The sequence below is a fragment of the Ideonella sp. WA131b genome (genome assembly GCA_023657425.1).
Classification (GTDB): domain Bacteria; phylum Pseudomonadota; class Gammaproteobacteria; order Burkholderiales; family Burkholderiaceae_C; genus Rubrivivax.
The window spans coordinates 1,362,322-1,380,145 of record JAGTJW010000001.1; the positions used below are offsets into that span (position 1 = coordinate 1,362,322).

Below are 17,824 nucleotides of genomic sequence, written 5' to 3' on the forward strand. Positions count from 1 at the left end.
CATCAGCGGCCACTACCGGTTGGCGGCCTTGTAGGCCGCGACGGCCTTCTTCAGCGTCTCCAGCGGCTCGCAGGGGCTGGCGATGCCGCAGGCGCGCTGCAGCCGCGCCAGGTAGGCCTCGGCGGCGGGCAGGTCCTTGTTCATCAGCGCCAGCTCGCCCACGTACTCCAGCGCACCCAAGTGGTTGGGGTCGATGCGCAGCGCGGCGTCGTAGAAGCGCTGCGCGCCCGCGAGGTCGGGCGTGGCCTGCTTGCGCAGCACAAAGCCCATCAGGTTGTTCCAGTCCGCGCTGCGCTCCTGGTTCAGGCGTCGCAGCTCGGCCAGTGCCTCGGGCCAGTGCCCGGCCTTGATGTGGCCTTGCACGGCCGCCAGCGGCGCGGCGGCCGGGGCGCTGTAGCGCGGCGGTGGTGGCGGCTCGGGGGTGGTGTCGGCCGCCTGCGCCTGCGGCGCCAGCAGCGCCAGGCTGGCGAGCACGCCCACGGTGGCCAGGGATCGGTGGGGTGTCATCGTGGGCTCCGGATCGGTCGGCGGGAAGGGCGGGGAACGGGGTGGGACGCAGCGCGGCCGGTGGGCCCGCGCCGCACGGGCGTTGCGGCGCGCGGCCGCGTGACGTCGGCCATCAGCATCAGCGCGCGCACGGTGTCCTGCACGGCCTCGGCCAGGTCGGCCGGTGGCTCCAGCGTCTCGATCACCGCGGCCAGTGCGTCGGCGTCCTCGAGGTCCTCGCGTGGCACGTGCATGAACAGCAGCGCCAGCGGTTCCACCAAGGCCGGGTCGTCTTGGGCCATCAGCGCGGGGAACAACTCGGTGGCGGCGGCAAAGCCGGCCACCCAGGGCAGCAGGCAGTCCGAGGGCGAAGCCGGCTCGCCGTCGTCGTCTTCGAGCGGGTAGACCCAGGGGTCGAACCAGTCGCGGCGGCCGATGGCCGCGTCGATCTCGGCGTGGCGGCGCGTCACCAGCGCACGGATCTCGTCGCTGGCCGCCCCCGGCGGGGGCGCCTGGCCGTCGAGGTCGAACACCGCCGGCAGCCAGGCCGTCAGCGGCACCGGCTTCGGCTGCAGCAGCACGCCACACAGATAACCGTCGATGGCGCTCACGTCCAGCGCCTGCAGCGGGGCCGGCAGGTCGTCGAGCAGGCTTTGCAGGCGGAGCAGGTCTTGGTCGGAAAGCGTCGGCATGAACGTTGGCGTGGTCAGCGGGGGGGGGGGGGGGGGGAGGGAAGCGTCGATGGTGGCAGACCCGGCGGCACCGCGTCCGGCGCCCTTGCCGCGGACGCCGGCTTTGGGGGCTTGACGGCAGCCCCATAAACTCACCGGTTTGGTGTTCATCACCGCCGCCGACCGACCGCCATGGGTGCCCCAGAAGCCTACACGCACAAGCTCGACGTCACGCATTGGATCGGCGGCGCGCCGCAGCGCGGCAGCGGCAGCCGCTCGCAGACGGTCTGGAACCCGGCCACCGGCGCCGCCGCGCGCCGCGTGCTGCTGGCCGAGACCGCCGACGTCGACGCCGCCGTGGCTGCCGCACGGGCCGCGCAGCCGGCCTGGGGCGAGATGCCGCCCATCCGCCGCGCCCGTGTGCTCAACCGCTTCCTCGCGCTGATGAACGAGCACAAGGACACGCTGGCTGCGATGATCACCGCCGAACACGGCAAAGTGTTCTCCGACGCGCAGGGCGAGGTGATGCGCGGCATCGACATCATCGAGTTCGCCTGCGGCGCACCGACCCTGCTCAAGGGCGACCACACCGAGCAGGTCTCCACCGGCATCGACAACTGGACGCTGCGCCAGCCGCTGGGCGTGGTGGCCGGCATCACGCCGTTCAACTTTCCGTGCATGGTGCCGTGCTGGATGTACCCGGTGGCGCTGGCCTGCGGCAACGCCTTCATCCTCAAGCCCAGCGAGCGCGATCCGAGCCCCAGCCTCTTCATGGCCGAGCTGCTCAGGCAGGCCGGCTTGCCCGACGGCCTGTTCAACGTGGTGCAGGGCGACAAGGTCGCGGTCGACCGGCTGCTCGAGCACCCCGATGTGGCCGCCGTCAGCTTCGTCGGCAGCACGCCGATCGCCCAGCACGTCTACGAGACGGGCGCCCGGCACGGCAAGCGCGTGCAGGCCCTGGGCGGCGCCAAGAACCACCTGGTGGTGATGCCCGACGCCGATCTCACGCAGGCGGTCGACGCCTTGATCGGCAGCGCCTACGGCAGTGCCGGCGAGCGCTGCATGGCCATCAGCGTGGCCGTGCTGGTGGGCGACGTGGCCGAGCGCATCGTGCCGCTGCTGGCCGAGCGCGCCCGGGCGCTGAAGGTGAAGAACGGCCTGGAGCCCGACGCCGAGATGGGCCCCATCGTCACGAAGGAAGCGCGCGACCGCATCGAGGCCGCCATCGGCCGCGGTGTCGAAGAAGGCGCGCGGCTCGTCGTCGACGGCCGCAGCCTGCGAGTGCCCGGCCACGAAGGCGGGTTCTTCACGGGCGGCACGCTGTTCGACCACGTCACCCCCGCGATGGCGTTGTGGCGCGAGGAGATCTTCGGGCCCGTGCTGGCCTGTGTGCGCGTCGCCAGCCTGGACGACGCGCTGGCGCTGATCAAGGCGCACGCCTACGGCAACGGCGTGGCCTGCTTCACCCGAGACGGCGGCGTGGCGCGCGAGTTCGCGCGGCGGGTCGACGTGGGCATGGTGGGCATCAACGTGCCGATCCCGGTGCCCATGGCCTGGCACGGCTTCGGCGGCTGGAAAAAGAGCTTGTTCGGCGACCACCACGCCTACGGCGAGGAGGGCGTGCGCTTTTACACGCGGCAGAAGAGCATCATGCAGCGCTGGCCCGACCCGAACGCCGCGGCCGGTGCCGAGGGCGCCAGCTTCGTGATGCCCACGGCGCGCTGAGAAGCCCTGAACCCGATGCCGAGATGCCGTACGCCGCCCTCTCGCTGAGCGACGGGCTGGACGAGTTGCTGGCCGCCACCGCCGGCCCCGACGTCCTGCCCGAAGACGGGCTGCGCGCGGCGCGCCAGGCGGCGGCCTGGGCGGGCGAGCTCGGGCTCGAGGCTGAGGAGGTGCTCGCCGACGCCTGGGCCTGCACGCACCTGTCGCGGCTGGGCCGGCTGGCCGAGGTGCTGGAGCAGGGCCCTCGCGTGCTGGCGCGCTGGCCGGACGGGCTTCACGGCGAGCGGCGGCGCGAGTTGCTGCGCCACTTGACGCTGGCGGCCAGCGAGCTGGGGAGCTTCGGCGTGGCGCTGGACGCCGCCTACGAGCTGGCGGCGCTGGCGCAGGCCAGCGGTGCGCCGGACGACATGCTGGCCGGCAGCTTCCTGCTCGCGGCCACGCTGGAGCGCATGGGCGACTCCTGGCGGGCCCTGCGCCTGATGGGCGACGCCGTCGCGGCCTACGGCGCCCGGCCGCCCAGTCACGCGCTGCTGGTGGCCAGCAACGCCATCTGTGCCATCTGTGTGGGCCTGGCGCACCGGCTGCGCGATGCCGGCGACGACGACGAACGCGCCACGCTGCTGGCCCAGGGCCGGCTGTGGGCGCCGGTGCGAACGTGTTGAGTTCTGGCCGGTTTCGAAATGCTGAGGGGATCGCGGAGGGAGTGGCGTGATGCCGGCGCTGACGCGGCACGCAGTGGATGCCGGCGTGCTTCAGATCTCGGCGTGTGACTGGCCGCGGTAGCTCTTGCCTTCGATCACGACGGTCTCGACGTGGTGCAGCAGCCTGTCCAGGAGTGCCGAGGCCAGGGTCGCGTCGTTGTTGAAGATCCCGGCCCATTGCTTGTACGGGCGATTCGTTGTCAACAGCGTGGTGCCGCGCTCGTAGCGGTGGCTGATGATCTGGAACAGGCAGTCGGCGCCGAACTTGTCGATGGGCAGGTAGCCCAGCTCGTCGATGCACAGCACCTCGGGCTTGACGTAGGCTGCCAGCGCCCGCTTGAGGCCGCCGGCGGCCTGCGCGGTGGCCAGCGTGTTGATGATGTCGATGGCGCCGGTGAACAGCACCGAGTGCCCGCGCTGGCACGCTGCATAGCCCAGGGCCGTCATCAAGTGGCTCTTGCCCAGGCCGACGCCGGAGATGAACACCACGTTGGCGTGCCGGGCCACGAAGTCCAGGTGGAACAGGTTCTGTATCTGCGGCCGGTTGATCTTGGTGGGCCAGTTCCAGTCGAACTTGTCGATGGTCTTGAGCACGGGGAAGCGGGCCTGGCGGATGCAGCGCTGCACGCGTCGGTCCTCGCGCTGGGCGGCCTCGCCGTTGAGCAGCTCGGCGAAGTAGGCCAAGTGCGACCACTGCTTGTCGGCGGCGGCCTTGGCCAGTGGCTGGTAGTTCTCGCGCATGAACGGCAGGTTCAGCGCGGTGAGCTTGGCCTGCGCGGACAGGGCATCGGGGTGGGCGTGGCGTGCTCGCATGGTTGTCGCTCCTTCACTCACGGTCGTAGATGGACAGGTCGGGCGCGGGGATCTCGATGTCGAGCAGGTCGGCACTGCGGGTGAGCTGCAGGGCGGCGGGCTCGGCCCCGATGCGCCGGCGCGCGGCCAGGATGTGGGCGATGTACTCGGCGCTGAAGGCCTGCAGCTCCAGACCGTCGTCGATGGCGCGCTCGACGGCCTCGCGGCCGTGCATCTCGGCCAGGGCGAGGATCTGGCGCAGGTGCACCCGGGCGTTCACACGCCGGGCCTCCAGGCCCTCGCGGTAGGCTTGGGCGCGCGGCGACAGGGCCAGGAACTGCACCAGCAGGCGTTGCTCGCGGGCGCTCTTGCGCTGCTGGGCGAGTTGCTGGGCGTGCTCGGCAAGCTCGAAGTCCTTGTTGCGCTGCATGCTTCGCGCGTGGAGCGCGACGAGTTGGTCGTGGGCATAGATGCACAAGCGGTCGGCCCAGGCCTTCAGGGTCAGGCGTTGACCCACATGGCGCGAGGGCACGGAGTAGGTGTTGGAGTCCAGCGCGACGCGGAACTGCTTGTTGACGCTTGCCGTGCGCACGCGTGCGAGGTCGAACCCGACGGGGTTGAGCCGCTTGAGGCGGGCGCGCTCTTCCTCGAACATGTCCACGGGTCGGCGCTGGGTGGCGCCGTGCACGCGCACGTCGGCCACCGTGTCCACCCACAGCTGCGCGGCGGGCTGCACGGCGCTGAAGTCGATGAACTCCTGGCCGGCCAGGAAGTTCTTCTTCACGTAACCCACGCCGTTCTCCACGCGTCCCTTCTCCCAACCCGAAGCCACGTTGCAGGGGGTGATCTGGAAGCCCCAATGGCGCGAGAAGTCGAGGTACTTGGGGTTGAACACCGGCGCCTCACCGACCAGGCGCTTGAGCACGGCGGACTTCAGGTTGTCGACCATCAGCCGCGCGGGCACTGAACCGAAGGCGGCGAAGGCGTTCTCGTGGCAGGCCAGGAAGAACTCCATCTCCTGCGACACGGTGAACTCCAGGTACATGCGCCGGCTGTAGCACAGCACCATCACGAAGAAGCTCAGGCGCCGGCGCGTGTTGCCCACGGCGACGGTGCCGAACTCACCCCAGTCGAGCTGCGCGCACTCGCCCGGCTCGAAGTCCAGCTTGAGGAAGGCCGGCCGCTGTCGCGGGCGGATGCGGTGCACGTAGTCCTTGACGATGGTGATGCCGCCGCCGTAGCCGGCCTCGAGCAGCCGCTGGTAGATCTGCTGGGCGCTGTACGGGTGGGCGTCGAGCCAGCGCACGATCTGGCCCTTGAAGGCGTCGAGCTTGCTGGCGCGCAGCACGGCCTTGCGCGCTCGGAACTGTTCGGCCTGCGCCCACCGGGCGACGGTGCGTACATCCAGGCCCAGCGCTCGCGCGGTCTGCGCCACCGTGAGTTGCTGGCGCACCAGGTGGTCACGGATGCGGCAGTAGGTCTCGTAGTCAACCACGGCGCGCTCGAGCCTGCTGCAGCAGCGCGGCCAGGCTCACGGGCTGGCCGCCGGTGTTGGCCCCGGCAACGCCCGGTGGACGCGGCGCCGGGCGCTGCGCCGCCACGGTCCCCGGCAGGGCCAGCACCTGGTACAGCGGCGAGCGATAGGCGATGAGATCCAGCTCGATGAGCTGCTGGCGTGCCGCGGCGAACTGCTCGTCACTCAGGTGCAGCCGCCGGGCGAGCGTGGCCGAGCCGTAGTAGCTCAGGCCCTGGGCATCGGACACCGTGACCAGGAACAGGTACAGCGCCGCCGAGCGGGCCTCACAGCGGTCGATGAAGTGCTGCTGCACGAGCGCCTGGTCAACCCAGCTGAACTGCTCGGGGACCTGGCGCAGCCGCTCGGGCCGAAGTAGCTGCTTGATGGCCTTCACCGCACCTCCCGTTGATCACGTCGCGCCCAAGTTGTACGAGGCGCCGGGTGGTGCTGGCCATGTCATCTTGTAGCGCCGGCTGGAACAGATGGGCCACAAGCCCCGCCAGCAAAGGCGATTCGGCGATCAAGAGATCTTGTAACGCCACGGTCGGGGGCGCCCCGGGAGCCTCGACACGATTGGCCGATTCCTCAATCGAATCAGGCACTTGCAGCGGCAAGAGATCTTGTAACGCCCGCGGCGGGCGCACCCGGTCGCAGCTGTAGCCGGGATGCGCGGCGCGCCAAGCCTGGACGCGGGCGACGTGCACGGGGCCGCTGAAGTAGTCGCGGTTGGATGGCTTGGACAACCAGGCGGCCTGGCTGGCTGCCTTGCTCGCGCGCCGGCAATCGACGGCGCAGCAGTAGCGCTGACGTTCACCGCTGCGATGGTCGGGGAGGAAAAACTCCCCGCACGACATGCACTTGCGCTGTCCCGCCTTGGCCATCGTCGCTCCCCAACGAACCCGTCGAGCGCGACAACCACCTCGAGCGAACACTCGTCGGCGCAGAGTCTGAAGAAGAAGGAGAACGGAGCTGAAGAAGACCGTCAGAGACGGTGATCCGAAGAAGACGGATCAGCAAGAACACGCACGTTCAGACCGGCTGAAAGAAGACAAATTCAAGCCGGCGCCCACACCGGCGCGAGGGCGAACGCGCGCAGGCCCTGCTGCAGCAGGTGCGCGGCGACTCCTACGACGTGGCCGTGCCCGGCAACCTGGGCGAGCTGCGGCTCATGCAGGGCGAGACGCAGGCCGCGCGCCCGCTGCTCGAGTCCGCTTTGGCGCTGGCGCACGCGCGCGGGCTGCGCGCCCACGCCTGGCGCATCACCGCTTCGCACGCCGACTGGCTGCTGGCCACGGGGCAGGCAGGTGTGGCGCGCGACCAGGTGCTGGCGCTGATCGCGGAGATGGGCGAGCAGGCGCCGCAGCAGACGCTGATACGCGCCCACGACACCGCCTACCGGGCCTGCCGTGCGCTGGGTCGCTCCGGCGAGGCGCTGCACCACCTGGAGCAGGCCGAGCGGCTGGATCGCAAGCGCTCCATCGGGCAGCTGCGTTCGCAGTCGCAGCTCTTCGTCACCCGCACCGAGGCCGACGCCGCCCATGCCGACGCCGCGCGCCAGCGCCAGCGCGCCGCCGAGTTCGCCGCCGCGGCCGAGCGCGACGCGCTCACCGGCCTGGGCAACCGCCGCCATCTCGAGCGCCGTGTCGCCGAGCTGCTGCCGCGCGCGCTGGCCGAGGGCGCACCGCTGGCGCTCGCCGTGCTCGACATCGACCACTTCAAGCTGGTGAACGACCGCCAGGGCCACCTGACCGGCGACCAGGTGCTGGTGCAGCTGGCGCAGCTGCTGCGCGACAACATGCGCGCATCCGACGTGCTGGCGCGCTACGGCGGCGAGGAGTTCGTGGTCGTGCTGCCGAGCATGACGCTGGGCGCCGCGACCGAGGTTTGCGAGCGCCTGCGCGAGCGCGTGCACAGCGCCCGCTGGCCCGCGACGCTGCCGATCAGCGTCAGCATCGGCCTGGCGGTGCCGCCGCCGCACGATTGGGTCGATCTGCTGCAGCGGGCCGACGAGGCGCTGTATCGCGCCAAGGCCGGCGGCCGCAACCGCATCGAAGCCGCCTGAGGCGCCCGCGAGGGCGCACTCCTCAGACCCTGGCCACCAGCGCTCAGGCGCCGATCACGCCGCCGTCGCGCCGCCGCACCACCACGGTGGCGCTGCGCGGCCGCCCGGTGGGCCGGAAGTCGGGCCAGTTGCTGTAGCGCCGCGGGTTGGCGGGGTCGTTGCGTCCGCGCGGTGCCTCGCCCGGGTGCTGCACGTTGACGAACATCGTGCGCCCGTCGGGCGTGAAGCACAGGCCGGTGAGCTCGCAGTTCGCCGGGCCGACGAGAAAGCGCCGCGTCGTGCCGGTGCTCACGTCGCAGGCCAGCAGCGCGTTGTGGCCCAGGCGCGAGTGTTCGCCGCGGCCCAGCACCGAGCTGCCGATGTCGCTGCCGATCCACAGCACGCCGCGCGGGTCGAAGGCGATGGTGTCGGGGTTGGCGTAGGCGTCGCCGACGATGTTCCCGCGCGCCTCGGCGCGCTCGTTGGCGGGGTCGCCGGCCAGCGCCAGGTGGTTCCACTCGAAAGCGAGGCCGTCGAAGTCCCCGTCTTCGCGCCAGCGGATGATCTGGCCCATGGTGTTGTTGGCGCGCGGGTTGGCGGCGTCGACATCGGCCCGGCTGCCGGGGCCGCGCTGCGTGTTGTTGGTGAGCGTGCAGTAGACCCAGCGGCTGGTGGTGTCGATGGCCAGCCACTCGGGGCGGTCCATCATCGTCGCGCCCAGCGCGTCGGCGGCCTGGCGCGCCTTGATGAGCACCTCGCCCTGGTCGGCGAAGCCGTTGGCGGCGCTCAGCGGGCCCTGGCCGTGCACCAGCGGCAGCCAGCGGCCGCGGCCGCCCGCGTCGAAGCGCGCCACGTACAGCGTGCCGTGGTCGAGCAGCGCGCGGTTGGCCCGCGCCGCGCTGACATCCCGGCCACCCGGCTGGATGCGGTCGCGGCTGACGAACTTGTAGATGCACTCGAAGGCCGCGTCTTCGCCGCTGTAGACGACGGCGCGGCCGTCCTGCGTGACCGCCACCCACGCGCCCTCGTGCACCGCGCGGCCCAGGGCCGTGCGCTTGACGGGCGTGCTCGCGGGGTCGGAGGGGTCGATCTCCACCACCCAGCCGAAGCGGTGGGGCTCGTTGGGGTGGCGCACGGTGTCGAAGCGGCTGTCGTGCGCGGCCCACTGGTACACGCTGCGCCGGCTCAGGCCCCAACGCTGCTCGTGGCGCGTGGGCGTGTCGGCGGTGACGAAGTAGTCCTGGAAGTTCTCCTCGCCCGCGAGGTAGGTGCCCCAGGGCGTCATGCCGGCGGCGCAGTTGGCGAAGGTGCCGAGCACGCGGGTGCCCGTGGGGTCGGCCGCGGTGCGCATCAGCGCGTGGCCGGCCGCCGGGCCGCCGACGGCGAACGGCGTCGCCGCGGTGATGCGGCGTGCGCGCGGCGACGGGCGCACCGGCTGCCAGGCACCGCCGTTCAGCACGACCTCGACCACCGAGATGCCGTGCGCGGCCTGGCTCTTGGCCACCTTCTCGGCGCTCCAGTCGGCGGTGCCGGTGGTGTGCAGCAGCCCGTCGTCGACGTACTCGTGGTTCATCACCAGCAGGCCGCGGCCGCTGCCTTCCAGCGGGAAGTACTGCATGCCGTCGTGGTGCATGCCCAGCTGCAGCGCCTGCTCGGAGGCCGGGTTGCCGGCATCGTCGCGCCAGGCCGGCATCGGCACCCCGGCGATGCCCACCGGCTCGCCCCAGGCCAGCATCGGCGTGGCGGTGTAGCCCTCGGCCACCACCAGCCCGTCGGTGCTGGAAGGCGGCACCGACGCGAAGCCCAGCGTCGGTGCGCGCGCCGACGTGGCGGCGCAGCCGGCCAGCAGCGGGGCGAGCGCACCGGCCAGGCCGCCGCGCAGCAGCACGCGGCGGTCGGCGTCGAGGGGCAGGCGGCGGTGGAGCGGCGCGTCGGTGGTCACGGGTGGCGGGTCGGTCAGGGCGGCGGCGCCGCATTCTCCGCCGCCGCCATGCCCCCGGCCCGCGTCAGGGCCCGGGCAGGGCCGCTCAGGTGCCCACCAGCCCGCCGTCGGCCTTGGTGATGACGACGGTGGCGCTGCGCGGCCGGCCGTCCGGCCGCTGGTCGGGCCAGTTGCTGAAGCGGCGCGGGTTGGCCGGATCGCTGCGCTCGCTGGGGCTTTCGCCCGGGTGCTGGATGTTGACGAACATCGAGCGGCCGTCGGGGCTCATCGTGGCCCCGGTGATCTCGCAGCCCGCCGGGCCGGTGAGGAAGCGGCGGATCTCGCCCGATTTCGGGTCGGCCGCCAGCATGGCGTTGTTGCCCAGATTGGCCAGGTCGCCGCGGCCCATGGCGCTGGTGGACATGTCGGTCTGGATCCACAGCACGCCGCGCGCATCGGTCCACAGGCCGTCGGGGCAGGCGAAGGCGTCGCCGCGCACATTGCCGCGGGCCTCGGCGCGCCCTTGCGCGGGGTCGCCCGCGAGCACGAAGTGGTTCCACTCGAAGCGCTCGCCGTCGAAGTCGCCCCGCTCCTTCCAGCGGATGATGTGGCCCATGGTGTTGTTCTCGCGCGGGTTGGCGGCGTCGGTGTCGTAGGTGCCGGGCCCGCGGTTGCTGTTGTTGGTGAGCGTGCAGTAGACCCAGCCGTCCTTGTCGATGTCGATCCACTCCGGGCGGTCCATCTTCGTGCCGCCCAAAGCGTCCGAGGCCTGGCGCGCCTTGATCAGCACCTCGCCCTGGTCGGCAAAACCCATCTGCGGGATCAGGAAGCCCTCGCCGTGGCGCAGGGGCAGCCAGCGGCCGCTGCCGTCGGCGTCAAAGCGCGCCACGTACAGCGTGCCGTGGTCGAGCAACTCGCGGTTGGCCTTGGCACCACCGGGCTTGATGCGGTCGCGGCTGACGAACTTGTAGATGTACTCGAAGCGCGCGTCCTCGCCGCTGTAGACCACGGCGCGGCCGTCCTTGGTGACGGCCACCGTCGCGCCCTCGTGCGCGGCGCGGCCCAGCGCCGTGCGCTTGACGGGCGTGCTGCTGGCGTCGGTCGGGTCGATCTCGACGATCCAGCCGAAGCGGTGCGGCTCGTTCGGGTGCTTGCCGGCGTCGAAGCGCTCGTCGTGCTCGTGCCAGCGGTAGCCCACGGGATCGCCCGGGCGCAGTCCCCAGCGCGCCTCGTGCACGCTGGGCTGCTGCGGGCCCCGGAAGTAGAAGATGAAGTTCTCCTCGCAGGTGAGGTAGGTGCCCCAGGGCGTGATGCCGCTGCCGCAGTTGTTGAGCGTGCCCAGCACGCGGCGGCCCGAAGGATCGGCCGCGGTCTGCAGCAGCCGGTGGCCGGCGGCCGGGCCGCCGACGGCGATCGGCGTGCTGGCCGTGATGCGCCGCGCCCAGGGGCTGGGGCGCACGATGTCCCAGCGGCCGTCCTTGCGCTCGACCTCGATCACGCTGACACCGTGCGCCGCCTGCGCCTTGCGCACCTTGGCCGCGTTCCAGGCGGCCATGCCGTCGGGGTGCAGCAGGCCGTCGTCGGCGTACTCGTGGTTCATCACCAGCAGGCCGGTGGCGGGGTTGTCGGGTGTCAGCGGGTGGCGGTAGAAGTGGATGCCGTCGTGGTGGGTGCCCAGCTGCGCCTCCTGCTCTGCGGCGCTGTTGCCGCCGTCGAAGCGGAAGGCCGGGTTCTCGCCCGACAGGCCCACCGCCTCGCCCCAGGCGGCGATCACCTGCACGCGGTAGCCCGGGGGCACCGTCACGGTGTCGGCGACGGACACCGGCACCGACTGGAAGCCCAGCAGCGGCGAGCCCCGACCCTGAGCCTGCACGGGCGCGGCCAGCGGCGCCAACAGCGCCGTCACCGCGCCGGCCAGGCCGCCGCCGAGCACGCGGCGGCGCGCGGGGTCGGAGACCTCGTGGATGCCCGGGTTGGCCGAGCGGTTGCTGTCTTCCATCGTGCTGAAGTCCTTGGCCACGGCGGGGTGCTCCTGGATTTGAGGGGGGCTGGGATGCGGCAACAAACCCGCCAGCGTGCAAACGCCCGGTGACAAAACGATGAACCCCGGAGTTGCGGGGGCGGGGCGTCACCGGCGTGTCACGGAACCGTCGCACCATGGTCTGCATTCCGATTCCTGCCGAGGCCTGCGGCCCCGGCCCGCGATGAGCGATTCCTCCAACCGCGCGCCGCTCGATGCCGAGCTCGGCCACCTGAGCGCCCAGCTGCTGGCGATGGGCGGTCTCGCGGAAGCGCAGCTGTCGCAGGCGCTGTACGCCGTCACGCGCGCCAGCGGCGAGACCGCGAGCCAGGTGCTGGAGCTGGAGCACCGCCTCAACGCCAGCGAGGTGGACCTGGAGCGCGAGTTGTGGGCCCTGGTGGCGCGCCAGCAGCCTGCCGCGCGTGACCTGCGGCTCCTGATCGCGGTGTCGAAGATGGTGCGCGACCTCGAACGCATTGGCGACGAGGCCTCACGCGTGGCGCGCGTGGCGCACCGGCTGTTGAGCCACGGCGTGCACGGCCCGCTGCGCGAGCCGCTGAAGGCCATCGCCGCCACGGGGCAGCTGGCACTGCAGCAACTTCGCCAGGCACTCGATGCCTTTGCGCGCCAGGACGTCGAGCTCGCGCTGGCCGTGCTGCGCAGCGACGAGCTGCTCGACGCCGGCTTCGAGCAGCTGCTGCGTGCGCTGGTGGCGCTGATGGGCGACGACCCGCGCACCATTTCCAGCGGCATCGACCTCGTGTTCGCCGCCAAGGCGCTGGAGCGCGTGGGCGACCACGCCAAGAACCTGGCCGAGCAGGTGATCTATTGCGTCAAGGGCACCGACGTGCGGCACACGCCGCTGGGCGGTGTCGAGGCGCTCGTGAACTGAAAGTGAAGGCCGCCATGCCCCGCATCCTGATCGTCGAAGACGAACCCGCCATCGCCGAACTGGTGGCGCTGAACCTGCGCCACAGCGGCTACGAGACGCAGTGTGTCGGTACCTGCGCCGACGCCGACACCGTGGTGCGCGCCGCGCTGCCCGATCTGGTGGTGCTGGACTGGATGCTGCCCGGCGAGAGCGGTGTGGCGCTGGCCCGTCGCTGGCGTGCCGACACGCGCACGCGCAACCTGCCGATCGTCATGCTCACCGCGCGCAGCCAGGAGGCCGACCTGGTGCAGGGCCTGGATGCGGGCGCCGACGACTACCTCGCCAAGCCCTTCAGCAACGCCGAACTGCTGGCGCGCATCCGCGCGGTGCTGCGCCGCAAGGCGCCCGAGAGCACCGACGTGGCCGTGCAGGTGGGGCGCCTCTCGCTGGACCCGACCACCATGCGCGCCTCGGCCGACGGCGTGCCGGTGCACCTGGGCCCCACCGAGTTCCGCCTGCTGCGCTTTCTGCTGTCGCACCCCGAGCGCGTGCACACCCGCGCGCAGCTGCTCGACCGCGTCTGGGGCGACCATGTCTTCATCGAAGAGCGCACGGTCGACGTGCACATCAAGCGCCTGCGCGAGGCCCTGACGGCGGTGGACTGCGCCGCGATGATCGAGACGGTGCGGGGCGCCGGCTACCGGCTGGCGCGGCCGGGGGCGGTGCTGGGCGCCTCGGCGGCCTGAGCACCGCACAGCCGCCGTGCCGTGGGCACGGCGGGCGCCTGCTGGTGCCGGGGTGGGCTGCTCCACCACGGGCCGGCGGCGCACGCGCTACGATGCACGCATGGCATCGGCAAACACCCCCTCCACCCCCGACCGCGGCCCTCGGCGCCGCCTGCTCGTCACGGGCGCCGGGCGCGGCATCGGCCGCGCCGTGGCGCTGATGGCGGCGCGGCGTGGCTGGGACCTGGCCCTCAACTACGCGCGCGACGCCGCGGCCGCGGAGCGCACCGCCGCAGAGGTGCGCGCCGAAGGTGCCCAGGCCCTGCTGCTGCCGGCCGACGTGGCCGACGACGCCGCGGTGGTGGCCATGTTCGCCGCGCTCGACGCCGCCTGGGGCGGGCTTGACGGGCTGGTCAACAACGCCGGCATCGTCGACGTGGCGCAGCGCGTCGACGAGTACTCGGCCGCGCGCGTGCAGCGCATGTTCGCCGTCAACGTGTTCGGCAGCTTCTCGTGCGCGCGCGAGGCCGTGCGCCGCATGAGCACACGCCATGGCGGGCGCGGCGGCGCCATCGTCAACATCGGCTCCGTGGCCAGCAAGCTCGGCTCGGCCGGCCAGTACGTGGACTACGCCGCCGCCAAGGGCGCCATCGACGTCTTCACCGTGGGCCTGAGCCGCGAGGTGGCCGCCGAGGGCGTGCGCGTGAACGCCGTGCGCCCCGGCATCACCGACACCGAGATCCACGCCAGCGGCGGCCAGCCCGACCGCGCCCGCGCCCTGGCGCCGCAGATCCCGATGCAGCGCCCGGGCACGGCCGACGAGATCGCCGAGGCCGTGCTGTGGCTGCTTTCGGACGCGGCGGGCTACACCACCGGGGCGCTGCTGGACGTGACCGGAGGGCGCTGATGAGCGGGGCGGGCAGCGTGGCCGGCAGACATCCAGCCCTGCGCCGGTGCGGCCCCCGCTCCTAGGAGCGCGGGGCTGGATTTCTGCCGCCCCCGCGCCTAGGGATCGAGCAGCGCGCGTGCGCGCTCGGCGCTGCCCTGCAGCGAGCGGATCTCTTCGGTCGTCAGCCGCCGCACCTGCACCGGTGCCACGTTGTTGAGCACACCCAGCCGAAGCGCCGCCACGTAGCTGAGGTCGATGATGCGCCCGTCGACGAAGGGCCCGCGGTCGTTGACGCGCACGATGATCTCGTGGCCGTTGGCCGGGTTGCGCACGCGCGCATAGCTCGGGATGGGCATGGTCTTGTGCGCCGCCGTCATCGCGAACATGTCGTAGGGCTCGCCGTTGCTGGTGGGCCGGCCGTGGAACTTGCGGCCGTACCAGCTGGCCAGGCCGTGCTCCACCAGCGGGCGGTCATCGGTGAAGGGCACGTAACGGCGGCCCAGCGCCTCATACGGCTTGTTGGGGCCGCCCGCGCGGATGGGCTCGACGCGCGGTTGCGCGTCGGGCGTGCGGTGCAGGTCGGCCGGCACCTTGAGCGGCGGCCCGTCGCGCTCGCCGGGCGGCGGGGTGGATGCGCAACCTGCCAGCAGCGCGATGAGGCCCAGCGTGGCCGTGGTGCGCGTGGTGGCCGGACGAGGGCGCAGGCTCGTGGCGCTGGCGCGGGGCGGGGCCGGTTGGCCTTGGCCGCCGGGGCCGGGGCCGGCAGTGCGCGGTCGGGTCAGGCAGAACAGGGCAGGAAGGGAACGCAGGCTCATGGGCGGTCACGGTGCGCTGCGCAAGCCAGGCCGCCGAAAACCCCCGCCCGCCTCGCGGCGCACCGAGTGTAGCCACGGGCCCGCAAGCCGGTGACCGGATTTGGTCTGGGGTGAAGCCGTTGGGGCGGCGTGCGGCCGCATGGACAAAGGCAAGGCGGTCACGGCTGCGGCCCACAAGTTGGCGCGCCGGTTCTACGCGCTGATGACCCAGGGACAGGAGTGCGTCGACCAAGGTCAGCGGTACTGCAAAGAGCGCTACCGGCAGCGGGTCATCCATCACCTGCAGCGCCGCTCAGAGCCTAGGCATGGGTCTGGCGCCGACCGCACGACGCCGAAAAAACACAAGCGAATCAGCTACTTGGAAGGAGTTTCTTGAGAGGCATCGGTGCGCAGGTACCAAATTGGTACCATAATGGTTTTGGCCGGCCAGCAAGGTTGTTGAGATGCCTATGAACCTGACTCTCAAGGGCGTGCCCGATGAGGTGTACGAGCGCTTGAAGACCTCTGCGACGGTGAACCACCGCAGCCTGAACAGCGAAATCATCGCGCGGCTTGAGGCGCAAGTGCTTCCCCGGCGCTCTGCTGCGGAGCAACTTGCAGCCGTCCGAACGGCGAGAGCTCGGCTTACCAGGGATGCCTTCGATCATGAAGTGATTGACGCGGCGAAGCGTGAGGGCAGGGCGTGATCGTTGTTGACGTCAACGTGCTGGCGTACCTGCTGATGCCGGGCAAGTACACCCAGGCCGCTGAGCGACAGCTTGAGGAGGACTCGGTCTGGGTGGTGCCAAGGCTCTGGCGCAGTGAACTACGCAATGTCCTGGCGAACTATTTGAAGGCCGGTCAGATGAACATGACCGACGCGTCTGTTGTGTTCCAGAAGGCCGAGGAGTTGGTTGGAGCCGAGGAGTACGAAGTAGAGACGACCCACGTCCTGCGGCTGTGTGCGGAGAGCAAGTGCTCAGCCTACGACTGCGAGTACATCGCGCTCGCAGAGTTTTTGGACGTGAAGATGGTGACGAAGGACGGGAAGCTCGCGAGAGCGTTCCCGCGGCGCACGGTCTTGCTTCCTGATGCCTAACGAAGAAAGGGAAGCCCTTGTAGTTCGAGCCAAGGCAACGCCAGATAAACATGCGCAAAGCTGCACTCCCGGCGCCGCCCGCGTGGGCGCCAGGGCCAGAGTTGCGCATCACAGTGCGTTGCGCCACGTCATGGGCAACTTCACAGTGGTTGGCCTACAGCCACCCCACACGTCCTGGCGCGACCGGCAGGGATCGAACCTGCAACGCAGCCTTCGGAGGGCTGCATGATATCCATTTCACCACGGTCGCCAGCGCGGCTGAGCCGGCGATTCTAGCCCGCGGTGGCGGGGTGTCCGGTGGGCGTGGGGCCGGCTTCTATAATCGACCGGTTTTGTCCGGCGCAGCCCCTGTGTGGGCCCCCGGGCCCGCTGGGCCCGCGCCGCCCGCAGCACCCGAGCAGCATCACGGCACCACGATGAGCGAGCAGCACTCCGCGCCCCATTCCCAGGGTGAGTCCCACGACGGCCCCCACGAGGGCCCGATCCGCACCCCGAAGCAGCTGATCGCGACCGTGGTCGCGTCCTTCGTGGTGCCGGTGGTGGTGATCATCCTGCTCGTCAACTATGTCGACTTCGGCGCCAAGCCGGCGGCCGGCACCAATGCCCTGGCCGAAGAGGCGGTGGCCAAGCGCATCCAGCGCGTGGGCTCGGTGGAGATCCGCGATGCCTCGGCCCCCGCCGTGCTGCGCACGGGCGAGCAGGTCTACCAGCTGGCCTGCACGGCCTGCCACGCCGCCGGCGCCGCCGGCGCGCCCAAGACCGGCGACGCCGCCGCCTGGGCGCCGCGCCTCAAGACCGGTTACGAGGCGCTGCTGAACTCGGCGCTCAAGGGCAAGGGCGCGATGGCCGCGCAGGGCGGCGGCGAGTACAGCGATCTCGAGATCGGCCGTGCCGTCGTCTACCTGGCCAACAAGGCGGGCGGCAACCTGCCCGAACCGGCCGTGCCGGCGCCGGCCGCCGCGGCCTCGAAGTAAGCACCCTGCGCCGGCCCGGTCAGGCCTGCGGCAGCAAGCGGTAGCCGAAGCGCGCAGGCATCTGCGCAAACGGCAGTTCGGCGGGCGCCCAGGCGCCCGTTTCCTTTTGCCCGGCGCCTTCTTGCTGCGCCGCCTCCACCGCGCGCGCGGCCACCTCCATGTCGGCCGTGTGCACGAGCCCGAAGCCCAGCGCGGTGTGGGCGAACAGGCGGCCGTGTTCGTCGAGCCAGGCCTGGTGCAGCGCACCCGCGGCTTGCCCCGTGTGGGCCGTGAGCGGAAAGCCCGGCGCATCGTGCACGCGCCACACGTAAGGCGCGGCCTCGAGCTGCACGTACACGCGCTGCGGGCCGTTCTGGAAGAACCAGGCGCCGTGCTCGTCGGCGGCGTAGTTGCGGTGGATGAACTCGCGCAGCTTCTCGTGCGTGATGCGGCTGCCCTTGACGGCCGGGAAGGGCCCGGCGCGCTGCACGCGCTCATCGCGCATGCACCACTCGCCGCGCGTGTCCAGCGCCAGCCAGCCGTGGCAGTGCGGCACGTTGGGCCACTTCTTCAGCGCCGCCTTGACGATCTCGTCCATGCGCCGATGCCCGCTGCCAAAT

19 protein-coding genes and 1 tRNA gene are annotated in these 17,824 nt (G+C 71.5%); 10 read left to right on the top strand and 10 right to left on the bottom strand.

Features of this window, described 5'->3' with window-relative positions:
* Positions 1–12: 12 nt before the first annotated feature.
* Both KA711_06280 and KA711_06285 read right to left on the bottom strand, forming a co-directional pair.
* Positions 13–507 carry a tetratricopeptide repeat protein gene (locus KA711_06280; GenBank protein ID MCM0608593.1) on the bottom strand — a complete coding sequence of 165 codons (495 nt, stop codon included), beginning with the start codon at positions 505–507 and terminating at the stop codon, positions 13–15.
* Positions 504–1,178, bottom strand: a complete 675-nt coding sequence (locus KA711_06285) for a YecA family protein (protein MCM0608594.1) — start codon at positions 1,176–1,178, stop codon at positions 504–506. Before KA711_06285 ends, KA711_06280 begins: the two co-directional genes overlap by 4 nt.
* 171 nt (positions 1,179–1,349) lie before the next feature.
* Here KA711_06285 and KA711_06290 point away from each other — a divergent pair, with 171 nt between their 5' ends.
* Positions 1,350–2,882 (top strand): CoA-acylating methylmalonate-semialdehyde dehydrogenase, encoded by a 1,533-nt coding sequence (locus KA711_06290; protein MCM0608595.1) that lies wholly within the window; start codon positions 1,350–1,352, stop codon positions 2,880–2,882.
* A 23-nt stretch (positions 2,883–2,905) separates the two neighbouring features.
* Complete coding sequence (locus KA711_06295; protein ID MCM0608596.1) at positions 2,906–3,544, top strand: hypothetical protein; 639 nt, start codon at positions 2,906–2,908, stop codon at positions 3,542–3,544.
* 90 nt (positions 3,545–3,634) lie between these two features.
* Here KA711_06295 and istB read toward each other — a convergent pair whose 3' ends face one another.
* Genes istB through KA711_06310 form a run of 3 tightly spaced genes read right to left on the bottom strand, consistent with a single transcriptional unit; the run spans position 3,635 to position 6,285 of the window.
* Positions 3,635–4,396: an IS21-like element helper ATPase IstB gene (gene istB, locus KA711_06300; protein MCM0608597.1), complete on the bottom strand. Its 762-nt coding sequence runs from the start codon at positions 4,394–4,396 to the stop codon at positions 3,635–3,637.
* 13 nt (positions 4,397–4,409) lie between these two features.
* The gene (istA, locus tag KA711_06305; GenBank protein ID MCM0608598.1) at positions 4,410–5,870 is read right to left on the bottom strand and encodes an IS21 family transposase; all 1,461 of its coding nucleotides are present in this window, start codon (positions 5,868–5,870) and stop codon (positions 4,410–4,412) included.
* A complete protein-coding gene (locus tag KA711_06310; protein MCM0608599.1) occupies positions 5,863–6,285 on the bottom strand; it encodes a hypothetical protein in 423 nt (140 codons plus the stop codon). The genes istA and KA711_06310 overlap by 8 nt, the downstream gene beginning before the upstream one ends.
* Before the next feature lie 717 nt (positions 6,286–7,002).
* On the opposite strand from KA711_06310, the gene KA711_06315 reads away from it, so the two are divergent.
* Complete coding sequence (locus KA711_06315) at positions 7,003–7,953, top strand: diguanylate cyclase (GenBank protein ID MCM0608600.1); 951 nt, start codon at positions 7,003–7,005, stop codon at positions 7,951–7,953.
* 43 nt (positions 7,954–7,996) lie between these two features.
* Here KA711_06315 and KA711_06320 read toward each other — a convergent pair whose 3' ends face one another.
* Both KA711_06320 and KA711_06325 read right to left on the bottom strand, forming a co-directional pair.
* Positions 7,997–9,844 carry a PhoX family phosphatase gene (locus KA711_06320; GenBank protein MCM0608601.1) on the bottom strand — a complete coding sequence of 616 codons (1,848 nt, stop codon included), beginning with the start codon at positions 9,842–9,844 and terminating at the stop codon, positions 7,997–7,999.
* A 115-nt stretch (positions 9,845–9,959) separates the two neighbouring features.
* Positions 9,960–11,852: a PhoX family phosphatase gene (locus KA711_06325; GenBank protein ID MCM0608602.1), complete on the bottom strand. Its 1,893-nt coding sequence runs from the start codon at positions 11,850–11,852 to the stop codon at positions 9,960–9,962.
* Positions 11,853–12,057: 205 nt separating this feature from the next.
* Between KA711_06325 and phoU the strand changes: the two genes are divergently transcribed.
* The 3 genes from phoU to KA711_06340 all read left to right on the top strand — a co-directional run bounded on the left by phoU (position 12,058) and on the right by KA711_06340 (position 14,376).
* On the top strand, positions 12,058–12,765 hold the full coding sequence (phoU, locus tag KA711_06330) for a phosphate signaling complex protein PhoU (protein ID MCM0608603.1): 708 nt from the start codon (positions 12,058–12,060) through the stop codon (positions 12,763–12,765).
* Between the two features lie 14 nt (positions 12,766–12,779).
* The gene (phoB, locus tag KA711_06335) at positions 12,780–13,490 is read left to right on the top strand and encodes a phosphate regulon transcriptional regulator PhoB (GenBank protein MCM0608604.1); all 711 of its coding nucleotides are present in this window, start codon (positions 12,780–12,782) and stop codon (positions 13,488–13,490) included.
* Between the two features lie 100 nt (positions 13,491–13,590).
* Positions 13,591–14,376: an SDR family oxidoreductase gene (locus KA711_06340; GenBank protein ID MCM0608605.1), complete on the top strand. Its 786-nt coding sequence runs from the start codon at positions 13,591–13,593 to the stop codon at positions 14,374–14,376.
* 98 nt (positions 14,377–14,474) lie between these two features.
* Here KA711_06340 and KA711_06345 read toward each other — a convergent pair whose 3' ends face one another.
* The gene (locus KA711_06345) at positions 14,475–15,173 is read right to left on the bottom strand and encodes a septal ring lytic transglycosylase RlpA family protein (GenBank protein ID MCM0608606.1); all 699 of its coding nucleotides are present in this window, start codon (positions 15,171–15,173) and stop codon (positions 14,475–14,477) included.
* Between the two features lie 139 nt (positions 15,174–15,312).
* Between KA711_06345 and KA711_06350 the strand changes: the two genes are divergently transcribed.
* The 3 genes from KA711_06350 to KA711_06360 all read left to right on the top strand — a co-directional run bounded on the left by KA711_06350 (position 15,313) and on the right by KA711_06360 (position 16,251).
* Positions 15,313–15,549, top strand: a complete 237-nt coding sequence (locus KA711_06350) for a hypothetical protein (protein MCM0608607.1) — start codon at positions 15,313–15,315, stop codon at positions 15,547–15,549.
* Positions 15,550–15,622: 73 nt separating this feature from the next.
* Entirely contained in the window at positions 15,623–15,859 is a 237-nt protein-coding gene (locus tag KA711_06355; GenBank protein ID MCM0608608.1) for an Arc family DNA-binding protein, read from the top strand.
* The gene (locus tag KA711_06360) at positions 15,856–16,251 is read left to right on the top strand and encodes a type II toxin-antitoxin system VapC family toxin (protein ID MCM0608609.1); all 396 of its coding nucleotides are present in this window, start codon (positions 15,856–15,858) and stop codon (positions 16,249–16,251) included. Before KA711_06355 ends, KA711_06360 begins: the two co-directional genes overlap by 4 nt.
* 175 nt (positions 16,252–16,426) lie before the next feature.
* Here KA711_06360 and KA711_06365 read toward each other — a convergent pair.
* Positions 16,427–16,501, bottom strand: a tRNA-Arg gene (locus tag KA711_06365).
* Positions 16,502–16,667: 166 nt separating this feature from the next.
* Here KA711_06365 and KA711_06370 point away from each other — a divergent pair.
* Positions 16,668–17,225, top strand: a complete 558-nt coding sequence (locus tag KA711_06370) for a c-type cytochrome (protein ID MCM0608610.1) — start codon at positions 16,668–16,670, stop codon at positions 17,223–17,225.
* 19 nt (positions 17,226–17,244) lie between these two features.
* Here KA711_06370 and KA711_06375 read toward each other — a convergent pair whose 3' ends face one another.
* Positions 17,245–17,802 (bottom strand): DUF2946 family protein, encoded by a 558-nt coding sequence (locus KA711_06375; GenBank protein MCM0608611.1) that lies wholly within the window; start codon positions 17,800–17,802, stop codon positions 17,245–17,247.
* Positions 17,803–17,824: the final 22 nt, after the last annotated feature.